Annotated in this window: 15 protein-coding genes; 6 read left to right on the top strand and 9 right to left on the bottom strand. The window is 70.7% G+C overall.

All coding sequences use genetic code 11. From position 1 onward, the window contains the following. Positions 1-571: 571 nt before the first annotated feature. Positions 572-2059 (top strand): VWA domain-containing protein, encoded by a 1488-nt coding sequence (locus tag LVB77_RS09050; protein ID WP_232910222.1) that lies wholly within the window; start codon positions 572-574, stop codon positions 2057-2059. Here the strand turns inward: LVB77_RS09050 and LVB77_RS09045 are convergent. Continuing rightward, positions 2049-4922 (bottom strand): EAL domain-containing protein, encoded by a 2874-nt coding sequence (locus LVB77_RS09045; protein ID WP_232909803.1) that lies wholly within the window; start codon positions 4920-4922, stop codon positions 2049-2051. The two genes, LVB77_RS09050 and LVB77_RS09045, sit on opposite strands and share 11 nt — an antisense overlap. Before the next feature lie 234 nt (positions 4923-5156). Here LVB77_RS09045 and LVB77_RS09040 point away from each other — a divergent pair, with 234 nt between their 5' ends. From LVB77_RS09040 to LVB77_RS09020, 5 genes are read left to right on the top strand one after another with little or no spacing between them, the layout of a single operon-like run. After that, positions 5157-5711 carry an RNA polymerase sigma factor gene (locus tag LVB77_RS09040; protein ID WP_232909802.1) on the top strand — a complete coding sequence of 185 codons (555 nt, stop codon included), beginning with the start codon at positions 5157-5159 and terminating at the stop codon, positions 5709-5711. Further along, complete coding sequence (locus LVB77_RS09035) at positions 5708-6817, top strand: hypothetical protein (protein WP_232909801.1); 1110 nt, start codon at positions 5708-5710, stop codon at positions 6815-6817. Before LVB77_RS09040 ends, LVB77_RS09035 begins: the two co-directional genes overlap by 4 nt. Positions 6818-6827: 10 nt before the next feature. Then, a complete protein-coding gene (locus LVB77_RS09030) occupies positions 6828-7430 on the top strand; it encodes a YigZ family protein (protein ID WP_232909800.1) in 603 nt (200 codons plus the stop codon). Between the two features lie 23 nt (positions 7431-7453). Further along, positions 7454-9223 carry an ABC transporter transmembrane domain-containing protein gene (locus LVB77_RS09025; protein WP_232910220.1) on the top strand — a complete coding sequence of 590 codons (1770 nt, stop codon included), beginning with the start codon at positions 7454-7456 and terminating at the stop codon, positions 9221-9223. A 17-nt stretch (positions 9224-9240) separates the two neighbouring features. After that, entirely contained in the window at positions 9241-9612 is a 372-nt protein-coding gene (locus tag LVB77_RS09020) for an MmcQ/YjbR family DNA-binding protein (protein ID WP_232909799.1), read from the top strand. A 77-nt stretch (positions 9613-9689) separates the two neighbouring features. Here LVB77_RS09020 and LVB77_RS09015 read toward each other — a convergent pair whose 3' ends face one another. The 8 genes from LVB77_RS09015 to nagZ form a co-directional block, all read right to left on the bottom strand. After that, positions 9690-10871, bottom strand: a complete 1182-nt coding sequence (locus tag LVB77_RS09015) for a S1 family peptidase (RefSeq protein ID WP_232909798.1) — start codon at positions 10869-10871, stop codon at positions 9690-9692. A gap of 330 nt (positions 10872-11201) precedes the next feature. After that, the gene (locus tag LVB77_RS09010; protein ID WP_232909797.1) at positions 11202-11732 is read right to left on the bottom strand and encodes a L,D-transpeptidase family protein; all 531 of its coding nucleotides are present in this window, start codon (positions 11730-11732) and stop codon (positions 11202-11204) included. Between the two features lie 5 nt (positions 11733-11737). Beyond that, complete coding sequence (locus LVB77_RS09005) at positions 11738-13375, bottom strand: acyl-CoA dehydrogenase family protein (RefSeq protein WP_232909796.1); 1638 nt, start codon at positions 13373-13375, stop codon at positions 11738-11740. 109 nt (positions 13376-13484) lie between these two features. Then, a complete protein-coding gene (locus tag LVB77_RS09000) occupies positions 13485-14726 on the bottom strand; it encodes an NAD(P)/FAD-dependent oxidoreductase (RefSeq protein WP_232909795.1) in 1242 nt (413 codons plus the stop codon). A 151-nt stretch (positions 14727-14877) separates the two neighbouring features. After that, on the bottom strand, positions 14878-15084 hold the full coding sequence (locus LVB77_RS08995; RefSeq protein ID WP_232910219.1) for a cold-shock protein: 207 nt from the start codon (positions 15082-15084) through the stop codon (positions 14878-14880). Positions 15085-15267: 183 nt separating this feature from the next. Continuing rightward, entirely contained in the window at positions 15268-16041 is a 774-nt protein-coding gene (locus LVB77_RS08990; RefSeq protein WP_232909794.1) for an S-methyl-5'-thioinosine phosphorylase, read from the bottom strand. 1 nt (position 16042) lies between these two features. Then, positions 16043-16612 carry a hypoxanthine-guanine phosphoribosyltransferase gene (locus LVB77_RS08985; protein ID WP_232909793.1) on the bottom strand — a complete coding sequence of 190 codons (570 nt, stop codon included), beginning with the start codon at positions 16610-16612 and terminating at the stop codon, positions 16043-16045. Continuing rightward, the gene (nagZ, locus tag LVB77_RS08980; protein ID WP_232909792.1) at positions 16612-17607 is read right to left on the bottom strand and encodes a beta-N-acetylhexosaminidase; all 996 of its coding nucleotides are present in this window, start codon (positions 17605-17607) and stop codon (positions 16612-16614) included. Before nagZ ends, LVB77_RS08985 begins: the two co-directional genes overlap by 1 nt. Between the last annotated feature and the right edge of the window lie 160 nt (positions 17608-17767).

Below are 17767 nucleotides of genomic sequence, written 5' to 3'. Positions count from 1 at the left end.
GATCGTGAAGCGATCGGGCCGGGGTGCGGGTTGGGGGGAGGGACGAGCGCTCAGCGCGAACGCACTCGATCCCATAGCCCCTAACCCCACTCGCCGATGCCATGCGTTTGCCACCCAGGACCACCCTGGAGATGCCCGCATGCACGCCACCCCGCACCCGAAGCAGACCACCGTCCTGTTCGCCGCGATCCTGGGCGCGCTCGCGCTCAGCGCCTGCCATACCAGCGCCCGCGACGATGCGCCCAGCGCCGGCCAGACCGACACGCGCGGGGAGCGTCACGCCGCGCAAAGCACGCCCTCGCCCGCCGACGTGGCGGCGATCCGCGACGAGGCCGCCGCCGCGATCGCCGGCGCGGACGCGTCCAAGGCTGCCGCCGACGCAGCCGTGCCGCAAGCCGTCCTGAGCCGCCGCAGCCCCCCGGGCGCGCCGCCCCCGCCGCCCCGCGCGCTGGGCTACGCCGAAGCCAAGCAAATGGCGCCCGCCCCCGCGCTGGAAGCCATCGCGGTCAGCGGCAGCCGCATCAAGCGCACCCAGGTCGAAAGCGCGATGCCGCTCATGGTCGCGCCGCCCATGCCCAGCGCGGGCCTGATGGCGCAGCCGGCCAACACCGAAAAATACGCCGAGCGCGAGGACAACCCGGTGCGCCGCACCGCCGATGAGCCGCTGTCCACGTTCTCGATCGACGTCGACACCGGCAGCTATTCGAATGTCCGCCGCATGCTCAACCAGGGTGTGCGCCCGCCGGCCGATTCGGTGCGCGCCGAGGAATTCATCAACTACTTCGACTACAACCACCCCGCGCCGACCACGCGCGACACGCCGTTCCGGGTCACCACCGAACTCGCGCCGGCGCCGTGGAACGCGCAGCGCCAGTTGCTGATGATCGGCATCAAGGGCTACGACGTGCCCAAGGCGGCGCTGCCGCCGGCCAACCTGGTGTTCCTGATCGACACCTCCGGCTCGATGGACGCGCCCGACAAACTGCCGCTGCTCAAGAGCGCCTTCAGCATGTTGACCCGTCAGCTGCGCCCGCAGGACCGCATCTCGATCGTGGTCTACGCCGGTTCGGCCGGACTGGTGCTGCCGCCGACCTCGGGCGACCGCCAAGGCGAGATCCTGGAGGCGCTGGACCGCCTGCAGGCCGGCGGCAGCACCAACGGCGGCGACGGCATCCGCCTGGCCTATGCGATGGCCAAGCAGGCCTACGTCAAGGGCGGCGTGAACCGGGTGATCCTGGCCACCGACGGCGATTTCAATGTCGGCACCGTCAACCAGAACGCGCTGGAAACCCTGGTCGCCGATCAGCGCAAGAGCGGCATCGCGCTGACCACGCTGGGCTTCGGCCAGGGCAACTACAACGACGCGCTGTCGGAAAAGCTCGCCGACGTCGGCGACGGCAACCACGCCTACATCGACACCGTGCAGGAGGCGCGCAAGGTGCTGGTCGAGGAAATGGGTTCGACCATGCTGACCATCGCCCGCGACGTGAAGATCCAGGTCGAGTTCAACCCGGCGCTGGTGTCCGAGTACCGCCTCATCGGCTACGAGAACCGCATCCTCAAGCATGAAGACTTCGACAACGACAAGGTCGACGCCGGCGACATCGGCGCCGGCCACGAGGTCACCGCGCTGTACGAACTGACGCCGGTCGGCTCCACCGCCGCGCGCCTGCCGGTGCTGCGCTACCGCGACGCGCCCGCCGCGCAGGCCGGCAAGGGCGGCGAGATCGCCAACCTCAAGCTGCGCTACAAGCGGCCGGGACAGGACGACGGCGGTGCGGACAGCAGCCGGCTGATCCAGACGCCGATCCTGCGCTCGCAGTTGCGCGCGAGGCCGAGCGAATCGATGCGCTTCGCGGCATCGGTGGCGGCCTTCGCCGATGCGCTGCGCGGCGGCAGCCGCTACGACGGTTGGGGCTGGGAACGCATCGCCCGCGAAGCGCGCGCCGCCTGCTCGGACGACTGCGGCAACCAGCAGGGCGAGTTCATCGGCCTGGTGCAGCGCGCCCGCGCCCTGATCGAGGGCGAACCGGCGCGCACCGCGGCGGTCAGTGACTGAGCAGCGACCGCTGCGACGTCGACACGGCCTCGGCCGGGTGTCCGAACAGATAGCCCTGGCCGTAGGCACAGCCCAGTTCGCGCAAGGCCGCGAGCTGGGCGTCGTTTTCCACGCCCTCGCCGATGGTGTGGATGCCCAAGGTACCGGCCAAGGCCTGGATCGCGCGCACCACCGCCACGCTCTCGGGACGGGTTTCGCCGACCAGGCCGGCGACGAAGCTCTGGTCGATCTTCAGGCATTCGATCGGGAACCGGTGCAGGTAGGACAGCGCCGAGAATCCGGTACCGAAGTCGTCCAGCTGCGCCAGCACGCCATGGCCGCGCAGGGTGCGCAGCATGCGCAGCGCGCGCGGCACGTCGTCCAGCAGCGCGCCCTCGGTGATCTCGATGCGCAGGCGGTGCGGATCGGCGCCGGCCTCGTCGATCATGCGCAGCAGGCGGTCGGCGAAGTCGGCGGCGCGGAAATGCCGCGGCGAGACGTTGACCGACACATAGCCCTCGCCGCCTTGGGCCAGCTGCCGCATCACTTGCGCATACAGCAGCCAGTCGACTTCCTCGATCAGGCCGCTGTCCTCGCCCAGGCCGATGAAGTCGCTGGGCAGCAGCAGGCCGCGGCGTTCGTGGCGCCAGCGCAGCAAGGCTTCGTGACCGATCACGCTGCGGTCGCTCAGGCGCACGATCGGCTGGTAGTAGGCGATGAAGCCGTCGCCGTTGATGGCGCGACGCAGGTCGGCTTCCAGGTCGAGGATGCGCACCGCCTGCTCGCGCATGGCCTCATCGAACACCGCGCAGCGGTCGCGGCCGGCGGACTTGGCGCGGTACATCGCGGCGTCGGCGTCGCGCAACAGCTCGACGCCGCTGCGGTAGCGCGGGTGCCACATTGCGATGCCCAGGCTGGCCGAGGGGAACACCTCGCGCCCGGCCACCCAGCACGGCTCGCCCAGCGCGCGCAGGATGCGCTGCGACAATTCCTCGGCCACGCGCAGGCCGTCGATCTCGTCGACCAGGATCGCGTACTCGTCGCCGCCCAGGCGCGCGACCGTGTCGCCGGTGCGCACCGCGGCGACGATGCGGCGCCCGGCCTCGATCAGCAGTTCGTCGCCGGCCGAATGGCCGACGCTGTCGTTGACCAGTTTGAAGCGGTCCAGGTCCAGGAACAGCACCGCGAACTGCCGCCCCGGATCGCGCTGCGCGCGCAGGATCGCGGTCTCCAGCCGTTCCAGCAGCTGGCCGCGGTTGGGCAGTCCGGTCAGGGTGTCGTGCAGGGCCTGATGGGTGAGCTGCTGCTCGGCGCGCAGGCGTTCGCCGATCTGCGACAGCAGCTCGCTGTTGGCCTGCGCCAGCTCGCGCGTGCGCGAGGCCACGCGCTGTTCGAGTTCCGAATGCGCCGCGACCAGACGGTCCTGGGTCTGCTTGCGCGCCAGGCCGTTGCTGATGTGGTGGGCGACGAAGGTCAGCAGTTCCTGGTCGCGCACGGTGAAGGCGATCGCCGGCGAGTAGCTTTGCACCGCGATCACGCCAACCACGTGATCGCCGCGGAACAACGGCACGCCCAGCCAGCAATGCGCCTGCGAGCCCAGGCTGCGCACCAGCCCGGCCGCCTCCAGGCTGGCAATGCGGTTGCGATCGGCCAGCAGGGCCTGGCCGCGCTTGATCACGTACTCGGTCAGGCCCGCGCCCAGACGGCGGCTCTCGCGGGTCGGGTCGCGTTCGTCGATCGAGTACGGAAATTCCAGGTGTTCGCCGTCGTCGGTGATCAGGGCGATGTAGAAGTTGCGCGCGTACAGCAGCTCGCTGACCACGTCGTGGACCTGGGCGTAGAAACGCTCCAGCGTCTCGGAGGTGATCGACAGCTCGGCGATGCGGAACAGCGCGCGCTGCAGGCGTTCGGCGCGCTGGCGCTCGATGATCTCGGCCTGCAGGTCGCGGTTGCTCAGCTGCAGCGCCTGGGTGCGCTCGGCGACGCGGCGTTCGAGCTCCTCGCGGGCGCGGAAGCGGTCCAAAGCGGTCAGGATGTGCTGGGCGACGAAGGCCAGCAGCGCGCGTTCCTCGTCGCCGTACAGGCCGGGACGGTCGTAGCTTTGCACCACGATCGCGCCGCAGACGCGGTCGTCGCGGCGCATCGGCACGCCCAGCCAGTCTTCGCTGTCCGGGCCGTGGGTGAGGTCCTGGGTGACGCCGAGCTGTTCGCGCACCGACACCGACGAGCCCAGCAGCGGCTCGCCGTGGCGCAGCAGCGCCAGGGTCAGGCTGTTGGGCATCTCGGCGGCGCGGATCTCCAGATCGGGTTCGGCGATGTAGGTGTCGATGCGGTCGGCGAAGTACAGGAAGCGCAGGCTGTCGCGCACGTCGTCGTAAAGCACGATATAGAAGTTCTCGGCGTACATCAGGCCGCCGACCACGCCGTGGATGCGGCGCAGCATGTCGATCATGTCCAGGTCCGAGCCGGCCAGATCGGCGATCTCGTACAAGGCCTGCTGCAGGCGTTCGGATTTTTCCAGCGACTCGGCGCGCGCCTGCGCGCGCGCGGCCTGCAGTTCGGCGGCGATCAGGCGCTGCGCCAGCGCCAGCCAGGGCGCGCGCGCGGCGTCTTCCAGCGGCGCGCCCAACTGCGCGCACAGCGCCGCGCGGGTGCCGTCGCCCAAGGTCCACGAGGCTTCCAGGCGGTCGTGGCGTTCGGGTCCGGGCCCATGGCCGTTCAACAGCCGTTCGGCGGCCGCGGCCGACTCCGGCCCGTTGCCGGCGGCCGACCCGCCGGCCACGCCGCGCGCGTCCAGCCAGCGCACGGCCACTTGCGAGCCTTGCGGCAGGCCATCGCGCAGCACCGCCGCGAGCTGGTCGCAGCTGTCTGGCGACGCGGCCACGGCGCCGCTGGCTGGCCTTCCGGTTGTTTGCACCGCCACAGGCCTCTGGATCGTTCACGTCTTACAACGCAGGATGCAGGATAGCCTGACCGGGCGTTCACGAACCGCCAACCCCGTCGCGCCCCTTGGGCCGTTCGTCCGGACATGCACCTGGCGACCGCTCCCACCCCCCGCTCCGCGCGTCCGGCACGCCATGGCTTCCCGTCGGCGGCGCCAACCCTTACCCTGCCGCGGATGAATTCGGCTGCGGACGCGAGCGACGACGTATTGATGCTGGCCTGGACGGGCGGCGATACGGCGGCGTTCGAGACCCTGTACGCGCGCCACCGTGGGCCGCTGTACCGCTTCCTGCTGCGCCAGGTTCGCGATTCGGCGCTGGCCGACGAGTTCTTCCAGGACGTCTGGCAGCGCGTGATCGCCGCGCGCCACGGCTGGAAGCCCGACGCCGCATTCAGCACCTGGCTGTTCCGCATCGCCCACAATCGGCTCAACGACTACTGGCGCGGCCTCAAGCACCGCCCCGCCACGCCCGAAGACGGCGACGAACGCGCCGCGCGCGTGCCCGATCCGACCACGCCCGAGCGCGAACTGTCCGAATTCGAACAGCGCCGCCGCCTGCAGCGTGCGATCGAGGAGCTGCCCGAGGAGCAGCGCGAGGTGGTGCTGCTGAGGCTGGAGCAGGAGCTGAGCCTGGAGGAGATCGGCGACATCACGGGCGCCGGACGAGAAACGGTTAAATCAAGGCTGCGCTATGCGATGGACAAGCTGCGGCTGAGGCTGAACGAATGAAGCGCCAGACCCCCGATCCGTTGTCGCCCGAAGAACGCGCCCTGGCCGACCGCCTGGCGCGGCTGGGGCCGCACGACGGTCCCTCGCCCGCGTTGGACGCGAAGATCCTGGCCGCGGCGCACGCCGCTGCGGCGAGCACGCGCGCGCCGCAACGCGCGCGCCGGCGCTGGGCGCTGAGCGCGATTCCCGGCGGCCTGATCACCGGTCTCGGCGTGGCCGCGACCATGGCGCTGGCGGTGGGCGTGGTCTGGCAGCTGCGCCCGATCAGCCCGTCGCGGGAAGCGCCGATCCACGAACCCGCCGACGGCGCCTACACCAGCGCCGAAATGATTTCGCGTCCGCGCGAGTTGATCGCTCCGCCGCCGCCTCCGGCACCGATCGCAGCGCAGGCCGCGCCCAGCGCTGCGGCGACCGCCGCCGCGCCTGCGGCGCCGTCGCTGGCGGCCGCCGCGGCCAAGCCGGCCGAAGACGCCGCGGCGCAGGGTTACCTGGACAGCGACGCGCCGTCGCCGCCGCCGCGCGACCTGCGCCAGCAGCGCAACGACAAGGCCGCGCTCGCCGACGCCAGCGATGCCGCCGCCAGTGACGCCGCTGCCGGCGTGGTCGCCGGCAACGCGGCGGCCGCGCGCGCGGCGCCGGCCTACGCGCCGCCGATGCCGGCGGCCGCGTCCGCTCCGGCCGGCGCCGACGCCTCCGACAACTTCGGCCTGGTCCCGACCCGCTCACGACGCGCCGCCGACGCGGCCGAGGAACGCCGCGAAGCCGAGGCCGCCGCGCAGATGCAGCGGTCGGAAGCCAAGCAGGCGCAGGCGGCACCGTCGGCGGCCAAGCAGGCCGATACGCTGGACCGGGTCGAGGTCACCGGCTCGCGCGTCAAGCGCGCCGAGGTCGAGGCCGCGCAGCCGACCAGTGAGGTCCGGCCGGCCGCATTCCCACTGCCGCCGGTGCGAGAAGACGCGCGCCTGGAGCGCGCCGACTGGCTGGACCGCATCCGCGCCCGCCGCGACGCCGGCCAGGCCGAGGAGGCGCGCGCCAGCCTGGCGCTGTTCCGCAAGTCGCATCCGCGGGTGCGCATCCCCGACGACCTGCGCGCGCTGCTGCGATGAGGGCGGCGCCTTGAGCGCGGCCACCCTGGCGCGCGAGGCCGTCCACGAGATCGAGGTCAAGCACAGCCGCTTCCTGGCCCTGGCCGCGCCGGTCGAGACGCCCGAGGCCGCGCTGGCGTTCCTCGCGCGCGTCGCCGACCCGGCCGCCACCCACAACTGCTGGGCCTACCGGATCGGCGCGCGGTACCGTTTCAACGACGACGGCGAACCGGCCGGCACCGCCGGGCGGCCGATCCTGGCCGCGATCGAGGGCCAGGGCTACGACCGCGTCGTGGCCGTGGTCACGCGCTGGTACGGCGGCATCAAGCTCGGCGCTGGCGGCCTGGTGCGCGCCTACGGCGGCTGCGCGGCCGAATGCCTGCGCCGCGCCGAACGCCGCGAACTGATCGTGCTGCGCACCGCGCAGCTGAGCTACGCCTTCGAGGACACCGGCGCCGTGCACGCCGCCCTGGCCGCGCACGGCGCCGAGAAACTGGACGAGGCCTACGAGGCCGGCGGCGCCCGTACGCGCATCCGTCTGCCCGAAAACCGCCTCGACGCCTTGAAAGCGCAGCTGCGCGACGCCACACGTGATCGGGTACGCCTGCGCGCCGAAGACGCCCCCGCCCCATGACCGACACCGCCGAGCACGCCCCCATCGACGCCGCGCCGGCCAAGACCGCCACCGCCAAGGCGCCGATCGGCAGCCTGCGTACCCTGTGGCCGTTCGTGCGCAAGCACCTGGGGCTGTTCGTGGCCTGGCTGATCGCGCTGGCCGCGTCCAGCACCGCCACCCTGAGCCTGCCGCCGGCGTTCAAGACCATGATCGACCAGGCCTTCAGCCAGGGCGGCGGCGCGATCGACCAAGCCTTCCTGCTGCTGTTCGGCGTGGCCGTGGCGCTGGCGCTGGCGACCGCGGCGCGCTTCTTCTTCGTGTCCTTGCTGGGCGAACGCGTGGTCGCCGACCTGCGCCAGCAGTTGTACGCGCATCTGATCGGCCTGGACGCGGGCTTCCACGACCGCAGCCGCAGCGGCGAGCTGGTCTCGCGTTTGACCGCCGACGCCGAACTGCTGCGCAGCGTGGTCGGCTCCAGCATGTCGGTGGCGCTGCGCAGCTCGATCACGGTGATCGGCAGCATCGCGATGCTGTTCATCACCGAGCCGCGTCTGGCCGCCTACGCCATGCTGGGCATCCCGCTGGCGGTGCTGCCGATCGTGATCGGCAGCCGCCGGCTGCAGAAGATTTCGCGCGCCAGCCAGGACCGCGTCGCCGACGCCAACGCCCTGGCCAGCGAAACCCTGGGCGCGGTGCGCACCGTGCAGGCGCATGCGCGCGAGCCTTACGAGCGCGGCCGTTTCGACAGCGCGCTCAAGCTGGCGGTGGCGACCGCGCGCAAGCGCATCGGCATCCAGTCGCTGGTCACCGCGGTCGCCATCACCCTGATCTTCGGCGCGATCACCCTGGTGCTGTGGTCGGGCGCGCACGAAGTCGCGCGCGGCCACATGACGGCCGGCACCCTGGGCCAGTTCATCCTCTACGCCCTGATCGCCGGCGGTTCGGTCGGCGCCCTGGCCGAAGTCTGGAACGACCTGCAGCGCGCGGCCGGCGGCATGGGCCGGATCAGCGAACTGCTCAACGAAGCCAACGCCATCGAAGCGCCGGCGCAACCGCAGACGTTGGCGCAGCCGCTGCGCGGCGAGATCGCGTTCGACGACGTCAGCTTTCACTACCCCGCGCGCCCCGATCTGCCGGCGCTGGACGACTTCAGCCTGCGCGTGCGGCCCGGCGAGACCGTGGCCCTGGTCGGCCCCTCCGGCGCCGGCAAGAGCACGGTGTTCTCGCTGCTGCTGCGCTTTCACGATCCGCAGTCCGGCGCGGTCCGCGTCGACGGCCTGGATGCGCGCCAGCTCGATCCGGCCGCGTTGCGCGAAAGCATCGCCCTGGTGCCGCAGCAGCCGACCATCTTCGCCGCCAGCGCGCGCGCCAACATCCGCTACGGCCGCCTCGACGCCGACGACGCCGCGGTCGAAGCGGCGGTGCGCGCCGCCCACGCCGCCGATTTCATCGACGCCCTGCCCGAAGGCCTGGACACCGAACTGGGCGAGCGCGGCGCGCGCCTGTCCGGCGGTCAGCAGCAGCGCATCGCGATCGCGCGCGCACTGCTCAAGGACGCGCCCATCCTGCTGCTGGACGAGGCCACCAGCGCGCTGGACGCGCAGAGCGAGCGCGCCGTGCAGCAGGCGCTGGAAACGCTGATGGAAGGCCGCACCACCCTGGTCATCGCGCACCGTCTGGCGACCGTGCTCAAGGCCGACCGCATCGTGGTCATGGACCGCGGCCGCATCGTCGCCGAAGGCAGCCACGAACAATTGCTGGCCCAGGACGGCCTGTACGCGGAACTGGCCAAACTGCAGTTCCTGGACTGACTCAAGGACGCGCCGGCATGGATACGAGCCAGCTGAAAAAGTTCTGCGCCAAGTTTCCCGGCGCCGTGTTCACCCTGCACGGGCATCCGTCCAACATCCTCACCTACACGGTGGGCGACAAGACCTACGCCTACTTCAAGACCAGCGAGCCCGAGCGCTGGCGCTTCAGCATCAAGGTCACGCCCGATCGCTTCCTGGAACTCACCGGCGTGCCCGGCATCAAGCCCGCCCGCTGGATGGGCCGCTTCCGCTGGATCACCATCGTCGACGTGCGCACCGTGCCGGCCGATTACCTGCGCGAGCTGGTGACCTGGTCGTACCACGAGGCGCTGGGCAAACTCAGCCGCAAACGCCGCGCGCTGGCGCTGGGCGGCGACGCGAGCGACTGAGCGGGCCGCGACGTAACGCGCCGGACGCCCCGTGCAGGGGCGCCCGGCGACATGGCTTGCGAACTACACGCTAACGGTCACTGCCGCACCAGGGTGAGGCCGTACTGGCTCAGGATCGGGTTCAGACGTTCGAAGAAGGTCACCCGCTGCGCCTGCGCGACGCCGCAGTTGTTGTTGCTGCCCTGCGGGATCTGGCCGCCCGAACTCACGCCCTGGGCCTGGCCGGCGCTGGTGATCCAGGAACCGCCGGAATCGCCGCCGCCGATGCAGGCGTTGGAGCGCGTGAGTCCGAACACCGAACCCTGCGGATAGTTCACCGTTACGTTCTTGGCGGTGATGGTGCCGCAGCGATAGCCGGTGGTGCGGCCCGAGCGGCACACCGCCGCGCCCGTGGCCGCCTCGGTGCTGCCGCGCACGATCACGTTGCCGCCGGCGTAGTTGCTGACCTGCGGCTGCAGCGTGTGCGTGCTGCCGACGGTGACCCAGGCGCGGTCGTTACCGGGAAAGTTCGACTGCGTGAACGAGCCCACCACCACACCGCCCACGCGCACGGTCGCGCCCGCCGAGCCGCAGTGACCGGCGGTGGCGAAGCCCTTGGTCGAACCGCGCGTGACCGAGAAGCCGACCGAGCACAGGAACTGGTTGTTGATGGTGTACTCGATGCCGCCGCGAATGGTCGCGGTGGTGCGCGGCTCGCCGACGGATTCGACGAAGCGCACGGTCGAAGCGTCGGCGCCGCTGGCGGCGACCAGATCCACGGCCTCGTCGCCGGCGCCCGGCGCCACCGCCACCACCACCGAATTGGTCTGCGGGTCGACATGCCAGGAGTGCACGCCGCCGAAGGTCTTGCTGATGCCCAGCACGCGCCGCTGTACGCTGCCGTCCAGCGCGTCCATGGCCGACTGAAGCTGGCGCAGGCTGTAGCGCACGCGGCGCACTTCCGCGCCCGGCACCGCGCCCGCGTCCGCGCCGGCGGTGGCGACGACGAAGCCGAACGAGCCGTCGGCCTTGCGTTCGATCCAACTGCCCGCGTAACCCGCGCCGAAGCGGCGCTGCGCGGCGCCGGCCTGCTGTTCGGCAGTGCGTTCCACTTTCAGGTACTCCGACAGTTGTCTGGGCATCACGCCCAGATCGCGCTGCATGGCGAATTTCAGTCCGGGATCGACCGCATCGGCGGCCACGGCAGCGCCGATGGCGCTCAAGGAAACCGTGGCGACAGTGAGCGACAGCAGGCTGCGACGTAGCTTGGAACCTTGCATGGCGAACTCCTCCTTTGGCGAGCGTTTGCGCTCTATGGGATCGGCCCGGAATCGGGCCGCGGCACCGCGCGATTCGCGGCGGCCCGCATCCGATCGCATTCCGTGCACGACGGGCGGGGCCATTCCAAGGAAGCAAACGCGCGCGCCCGGGGCAATCGGCATGCGTGGATTCGGATCACAGCCAATGCTTGAAGCGAATCACAAGTTGGCATCGCGCCGCGTTGCGTTCATCGCGGTGAAGGAGCGCTTTAACTTTCGCGCCGCAAGCAGCATGCATCCGAAACGCGGATGGAAAGCGCAACCGCCGTGCGCATTGTCGCGACGTAGCCTTCAGGGGTCGATGCGGATCGGCGTACCCACCGGCACCCGGCTCCAGATGTCTTCGATCTCGGCGTCGCTGACCGCGGCGCAGCCGTCGGTCCAATCCTGACGCCACCACGACGAACTGCCGCCGTGGATCATGATGTCGCCGCCGGGATCCACGCCGTGCTCGCGCGCCCAACGGCGGTCGCCGTCGTTGGGATACGACACGCGCAGCGACAGATGGAAGGCGCTGTTGCGATTGCGCTCGCTGATGCGGTACTCGCCTTCGGGCGTGCGCTCGTCGCCGCGTTGGCGCTTGTGGCCGCTCGGCGCGTCGCCCAGGGCGATGCGGTAACTGGCGATCACCCGGCCCTCGCGCAACAGGCGCATGCGGCGCTCGGACTTGTCGATCTCGATGCGGTCGGCGCGCTGCGCCGGCGGCAGCAAAGCCGGCGCGTTGGCGCCGGTGCTCTGCGCCGGCGGTGCGGTCTGACGGGTGCAGGACACGCCGGCGATCAGCATCAAGGCCAATGCCATCCCCGCCGCGGCATCGCGCATGCCGCTCATTCCGGCAACGCGCGCTGCAGGATCGCGCCGAAATCGACGTCGCCGGGCAAAGTGCCGAACGCGAGTCCGTGCGCCCCGTCCAGGCGACTGCGGCAGAACGCCTCGGCGCAGGGACTGTCGGCCTCCAGCAACACCGCCGCCTGCAGCGCCAGCGCCAGGCGCTCCACCCACAACCGCGCCTGGCTCTCCTCGATACGCGCGCTGCCTTGCAACGCGAGTTCGAGCTCGACGATGCGCGCGTCCAGGGCAGCCACCCGCCCACGGCTGCGGCGCAGCTCGTCCAGCACAGCGCGTCCGGCCTCGGGTTCGCGCGCCAGCGCGCGCAACACGTCCAGGCACTGGATGTTGCCGCTGCCTTCCCAGATCGAGTTCAACGGCGCCTGCCGGTACAGGCGCGGCAGCATCGACTCCTCGACATAGCCGGCGCCGCCCAGGCATTCCTGGGCTTCGTTGACGAAGGCCGGCGCGCGCTTGCAGATCCAGTACTTGCCGACCGCGGTGGCGATGCGCGCATACGCGGCCTCGGCGGGATCGTGCGGCGCGCGGTCGACCGCGCGCGCCACCCGCAGCGAGAACTGCAACGCGGCCTCGGCCTCGATCGCCAGATCGGCCAGCACGTTGCGCATCAGCGCGTGCTCGACCAGCGCCTTGCCGAACGCATGGCGGTGGCGCGTATGGTGCAGGGCCTGCGCCAGCGCCATGCGCATCTCGGCCGCCGAGCCCAGCATGCAGTCCAGGCGGGTCAGCATCACCATCTCGATGATGGTCGCCACACCACGGCCTTCGTCGCCGATGCGCTGCGCCCAGGCGCCTTCGAACTCGACTTCGGAGGAGGCGTTGGACCAGTCGCCGAGCTTGTCTTTCAGCCGCATCAGGCGCAGCGCGTTGCGCGTGCCGCCGGGCCGCCAGCGCGGCAGCAGGAAGCAGCTCAGGCCGGCCGGCGCCTGCGCCAGCACCAGGAACGCGTCCGACATCGGCGCCGAGAAGAACCACTTGTGGCCGACCAGGCGGTACTCGTCGCCCGACAGCGGCGTGGCCACGGTCTGGTTGGCGCGCACATCGGAGCCGCCCTGCTTTTCGGTCATGCCCATGCCCAGGGTCACGCCGGCTTTTTCGCGCATCGGCAGATCGCGGCCGTCGTAGTGCGGCGCGGCGGCCTTGCGCGCCCATTCGGCCAGCGCCGGCGCATGCCGCAGCACCGGCACCGCGGCGTGGGTCATGGTCAGCGGGCAACTGGTGCCGGGTTCGACCTGGTGGTGCAGGTAGCTCAGCGCCGCGCGCGCGACGTGCGCGCCCGGCCCGCCGGCGTGCCAGGAGTAACCGGCGACGCCGTGCTCGATCGCAGCCTGCATCAGCGCGTGATAGTGGGGATGGAACTCGACGAGGTCGATGCGCTGGCCGTAGCGGTCGTGGCTACGCAGGCGCGGGCGGTCGCGATGGGCATCGAAGCTGAGCGCGTACAGCGCGTCGCCGGCCAGGGCCGCGTAGCGCGCCAGGTGCGCGGCGTGATCGCCGCCGCCTTCGCGCGCGACCGCGTCGCGCAGCGCCTGGTCGTCGCGCCACAGGTCGCGCGGCGCGAACGGCGGCGGTTGGTTCTGGACCGTATGGGTCGCGAACGGCGGCAACTCGGACATCGGCCACTCCCTGGGGATGCGATGGCTCGATTCTAGTGGGTACCGTCCGGGTAAGTACGGTTTGGACAAGTACGAGTTCCGCGTGCACGCCAGCGGAACGTCGCGCCGCTCAGCCCTCGTCGGCGCTGCGCTGGTCCAGCGCTTCCAGGAACGCCGGCGCCAGCGGCAGCGCGCCGAACCAGCCGCTGCGCAGGCCGGTGAGCACGCGCAGCGTCTGCCCGCGTCCGCCAGGCAGGCGCGACAGCGGATGGAACACGCGGTCGCGCAGCGCCGCGATGCGGTCGTGTTCGGACTGGAACAGCGGCGTGAGCCAGCGGCTCCAGAAGTGATAGACGCCGACGTGCGCGCGGCGCTGACGCTGGTACTGCGCCAGGGCCTGCGGAACGCCGGGCGCGGCGCGCAAGGCGTCGCGCAGCGCCAGCGCGTCCAGCAGCGCCATGTTCACGCCCTGCCCCAGCTGCGGGCTCATCGCGTGCGCGGCGTCGCCCAGCAGCACGCTGCGATCGCGGTGCCAGCGCCGCACGACCGCGTCGCGGTAACGCGCCTGCGCCAGGCCCTGCGGCACCGCGGTGTCGCGCAGACGTTCGGCCGCTTGCGGCCACACCGCCGCGACCGCGGTACGCCAGGCGCCCTCGTCCTGGACCGCATCGCTGTCCAGCGCCGCCACCGGCAGGCTCCAGAAGAAACTCAGACGTTCGCTGGCATCGCCGGGACTGCGGCCGACCGGCAACATGCCGACCATGCGCCGCGCGCCGACGTAGCGCTGTCGCAGTTCGTCGCGCCAGGCCCAGTCGCCGCGCTCGACCAGGCACCATTGCGCGCCCCAGGGATAGGGGCGATCCAGGGCCGGCTGCGCCACGTCCGCGCGCAGCAGCGAGGCCGCGCCGTTGGCGACGATCACCAGGTCGTAGGGACCGTGCTCGTCGCCACCGTCGTCGCGCAAGATGCCACGTGCGTGGTCGACGGCGACGATGGTGCGGCCGCAATGCACCTGTCGGCCTTCGTCCCAGGCGGCATCCAGCAGTGCGAACAAGGCGCCGCGTTGCAGCCCCAGACCGAAATAGCGCCGATGCAGTTCGCGGTAGCGCATGTCCATCACCGCGCGTCCGGCCACGGTCTCGCCGTGCAGCCGGCGCACGCGTGCGCCATAGCCCAAGGCGGCGTCGAGCAGGCCCAGCTCCCACAGCACGCTCAGGCCGGTGGGCTGGAGCAGGAAGCCGGCGCCGACCGGACCGAGCACCGGTGCGCGCTCGAACACTTCGACCCGGTGGCCGTCGCGGCAGAGCAGCAGCGCCGCCGCCTGGCCGCCGCTGCCGTAGCCGACGATGCCGATACGCAATGAGGCGCTCATGCGCGGCTCCACCAGGCGCGACCGGCGATGCAGCGAACGCATGCATGGTCGCGCCAAGAAAAAGGCCCCGCCTGAGCGGGGCCTTGGAAACAGTCCGAGTCGGATCGCATCGGCGAATGTCGCGTCTGCGACGACCGGGCTAGCAAATCGATCACGCGGCAGGCGTCACTTCGGACGCTTGCGCGCCCTTCGGACCCTGGGTCAGTTGATAACTGACGCGCTGGCCTTCCTGCAGGCTGCGGAATCCCTTCGCAGCGATAGCGGAGAAGTGGACGAAGACATCAGCGCTGCCATCTTCGGGCGAGATGAAGCCGAAGCCCTTGGCGTCGTTGAACCATTTCACGGTGCCGTACTGCATATCCTTATTGACCTCATGCTGGATGCGTTTGTCGTGCGCCATCGCGTCGGGGCGACCGAGACGCATCGCGAGTATATGCAAACTGAACAGGATGATGACAAGCGTTCGCACGCGAATCGACGACGATGCGGCGCCGACACCCCGCCCGACTGACGCTGAGCGTCAGAAAATTTGCGATGTCGATCACTTTGCCAGCAGCGCGGCCAGCAATTTCGGCAATTCAGCCGTCGCCGCGGCGACATGATCGAGCACGTCCTGCAGCGTGATCACTTCGTCCGGATCCGGACCGGCGCCGGCCGCCCAGTTGGCGACGATCGCCAGGCAGGCGTAGTCCAATCCCAATTCGCGCGCCAGGCCCGCTTCGGGCATACCGGTCATGCCGACCAGATCGCAGCCGTCGCGGCGCATGCGCGCGATCTCCGCGCGCGTCTCCAGTCGCGGCCCCTGCGTCGCGCCGTAGCAACCGTCGCCGACCATCGCCACGCCGGCGTCGTGCGCCGCCGCGATCACCGCCTGACGCAGGTTGCGCGTGTACGGCTCGCCGAAATCCACGTGCAACACTTCACCGCCGCCACGGCCTTCGGCATCGACCTCGCACAGCGTCGACACGCGGCCCCAGGTGTAGTCGATCAGCTGATCCGGACAGGCGAGCACGCGCGGACCGAAACGTTCGGTGATGCCGCCGACGGTGTTGAGCGCCAGCACGCGTTGCGCGCCCAGCGCCTGCAACGCGGCCAGATTGGCGCGGTAGTTGATCAGGTGCGGCGGCAGCGAATGGCCTTCGCCGTGGCGCGCCAGGAACGCGACACGCCGGCCGTCGAGGCGGCCGATGCGGATCGGGCCGGACGGCGCGCCGTAACGCGTGAGCGGCTGATGCGTTTCCACGTCGGTGAGCTCGGCCAGCTTGTACAGACCGGTGCCGCCGATGATCGCCAGTTCGATGCCTGCCTCGCTCATCTCAATCCTTCAATGCGTAGATCGCGGGCAGGTTGCGACCCTGCTCGTGGTAGTCCATGCCGTAGCCGAACACGTAGCGGTCCGGCACTTCCACGCCGACGTAATCGGCGCAGATACCGGGCACGCAGCGGTTGTGGGCCTTGACCGCGAGCGCGGCGATGCGCACTTCGCTGGCGCCTTCGAGCAGGCACCACTCGCGGATCGCGTGCAGGGTGTGGCCTTCGTCGAGGATGTCGTCGGCCAGCAGCACGCGGCGGCCGCGCAAGGGCGTGGCCGGACGGTGCTTCCACACCAGTTCGCCGCCCGAGGTCGCGCCGCGGTAACGGGTCGCGTGCAGGTAGTCGAACTCCAGGTCCAGGCCGCGTTCGCCCAACTCCATCGCCAGCTGCGCGGCGAACGGCAGGCCGCCGTGCATCACGGTCAGATAAACCGGACGCTCGCCGGCGTAGTCGCCGCGCATGGTCTGCGCCATGCGCGCGATCGCCTGCTCCAGGGTGGCGCGGTCGAACAGCAGGTCGGCGTTTTGCAGCGCCGCGGCCAGATCGGGGCCGTTACCGGTCTTGGCGCTCATCAAGCCAGTCCCTCGACGCGGCCGCGGCTTTCGCCATAGCGCTGGTCGGCCAGCAAGCCGTCCCAGCCCATCGCGCCGCGTCCGATCAGACCGGTCAACGCCATGGTGTTGAGCGTGCGGCCCTCGACCGCGGTCAGCGATTCCTCGACCAGCTTCGGATGACAGACCAGTACCACGTCGCAGCCCGCATCCAGGTGCGCATCGATGCGCGACTTTACGCCGCCGACCGAGAACGCCGCAGCCATGCCGATGTCGTCGCTGAAGACCACGCCGCGGAAGCCCATCTCCTTGCGCAGGATCTGCTCGATCCAGCGCGGCGAGTAACCGGCCGGCTCGGGCGCGACCTGCGGATACACCACGTGCGCCATCATCACCGCATCGGCCTTGGCCTCGATGCCGGCGACGAACGGAATCAGGTCGGTGGCGCGCATTTCGTCGAGGCTGCGCTGATCGACCGCGTTGTCGAAGTGCGTGTCCTCCAGCACCGAGCCGTGGCCCGGAAAGTGCTTGAGCGTGGCGGCCATGCCAGCGGCGTGCATGCCGCGCACGTAGGCGCGGGTGAATTCGGCCACGATCTGCGGATCGGCGTCGAAGGCGCGGTTGCCGATGGCCAGATTGCCGCGGCCCAGGTCGACCACCGGCGCGAAACTCAGGTCCACGCCGCTGGCCTGCACTTCCTTAGCCATCAGCCAGGCGTGCTCCTCGGCCAGCTTGAGCGCCGCGGCGCGGTCGCTGGCGTACAAGCGCCCGAATCCGTCCAGCGCCGGCAGCGCGCTGTAGCCCTCGCGGAAGCGCTGCACGCGCCCGCCTTCCTGGTCGACGCAGATCAGCTGCGGACGCGGCGCGGCCGCGCGGATCGCGGCCGACAGCTCCGCCACCTGCGCCCTGGAGGCGAAGTTGCGGGTGAACAGGATCACGCCGGCGCAGGCATCGTGCTGCAGCCAGTCGCGCTCTTGCGCGGTGAGTTCGGTACCGGCGACGCCGATCACGAGCATGCGGGGACTCCTAGCGGGGTATGGCTGCGCTGACTGCGCAGCGGCCATTGTCTCGCAGAAGGCGCTACAGGCGTAGTCCGGCGGCTCGCGCGGGCCATTTTTAGGCTACGGATCGCCGATTTTACGAAATCGCAACGAATCGAGCGTATGGGCGCCGCTC

The sequence above is a fragment of the Lysobacter sp. 5GHs7-4 genome (assembly GCF_021284765.1).
Taxonomy (GTDB): Bacteria; Pseudomonadota; Gammaproteobacteria; order Xanthomonadales; family Xanthomonadaceae; genus Lysobacter.
This window is presented reverse-complemented; position numbering and strand designations above follow the sequence as displayed.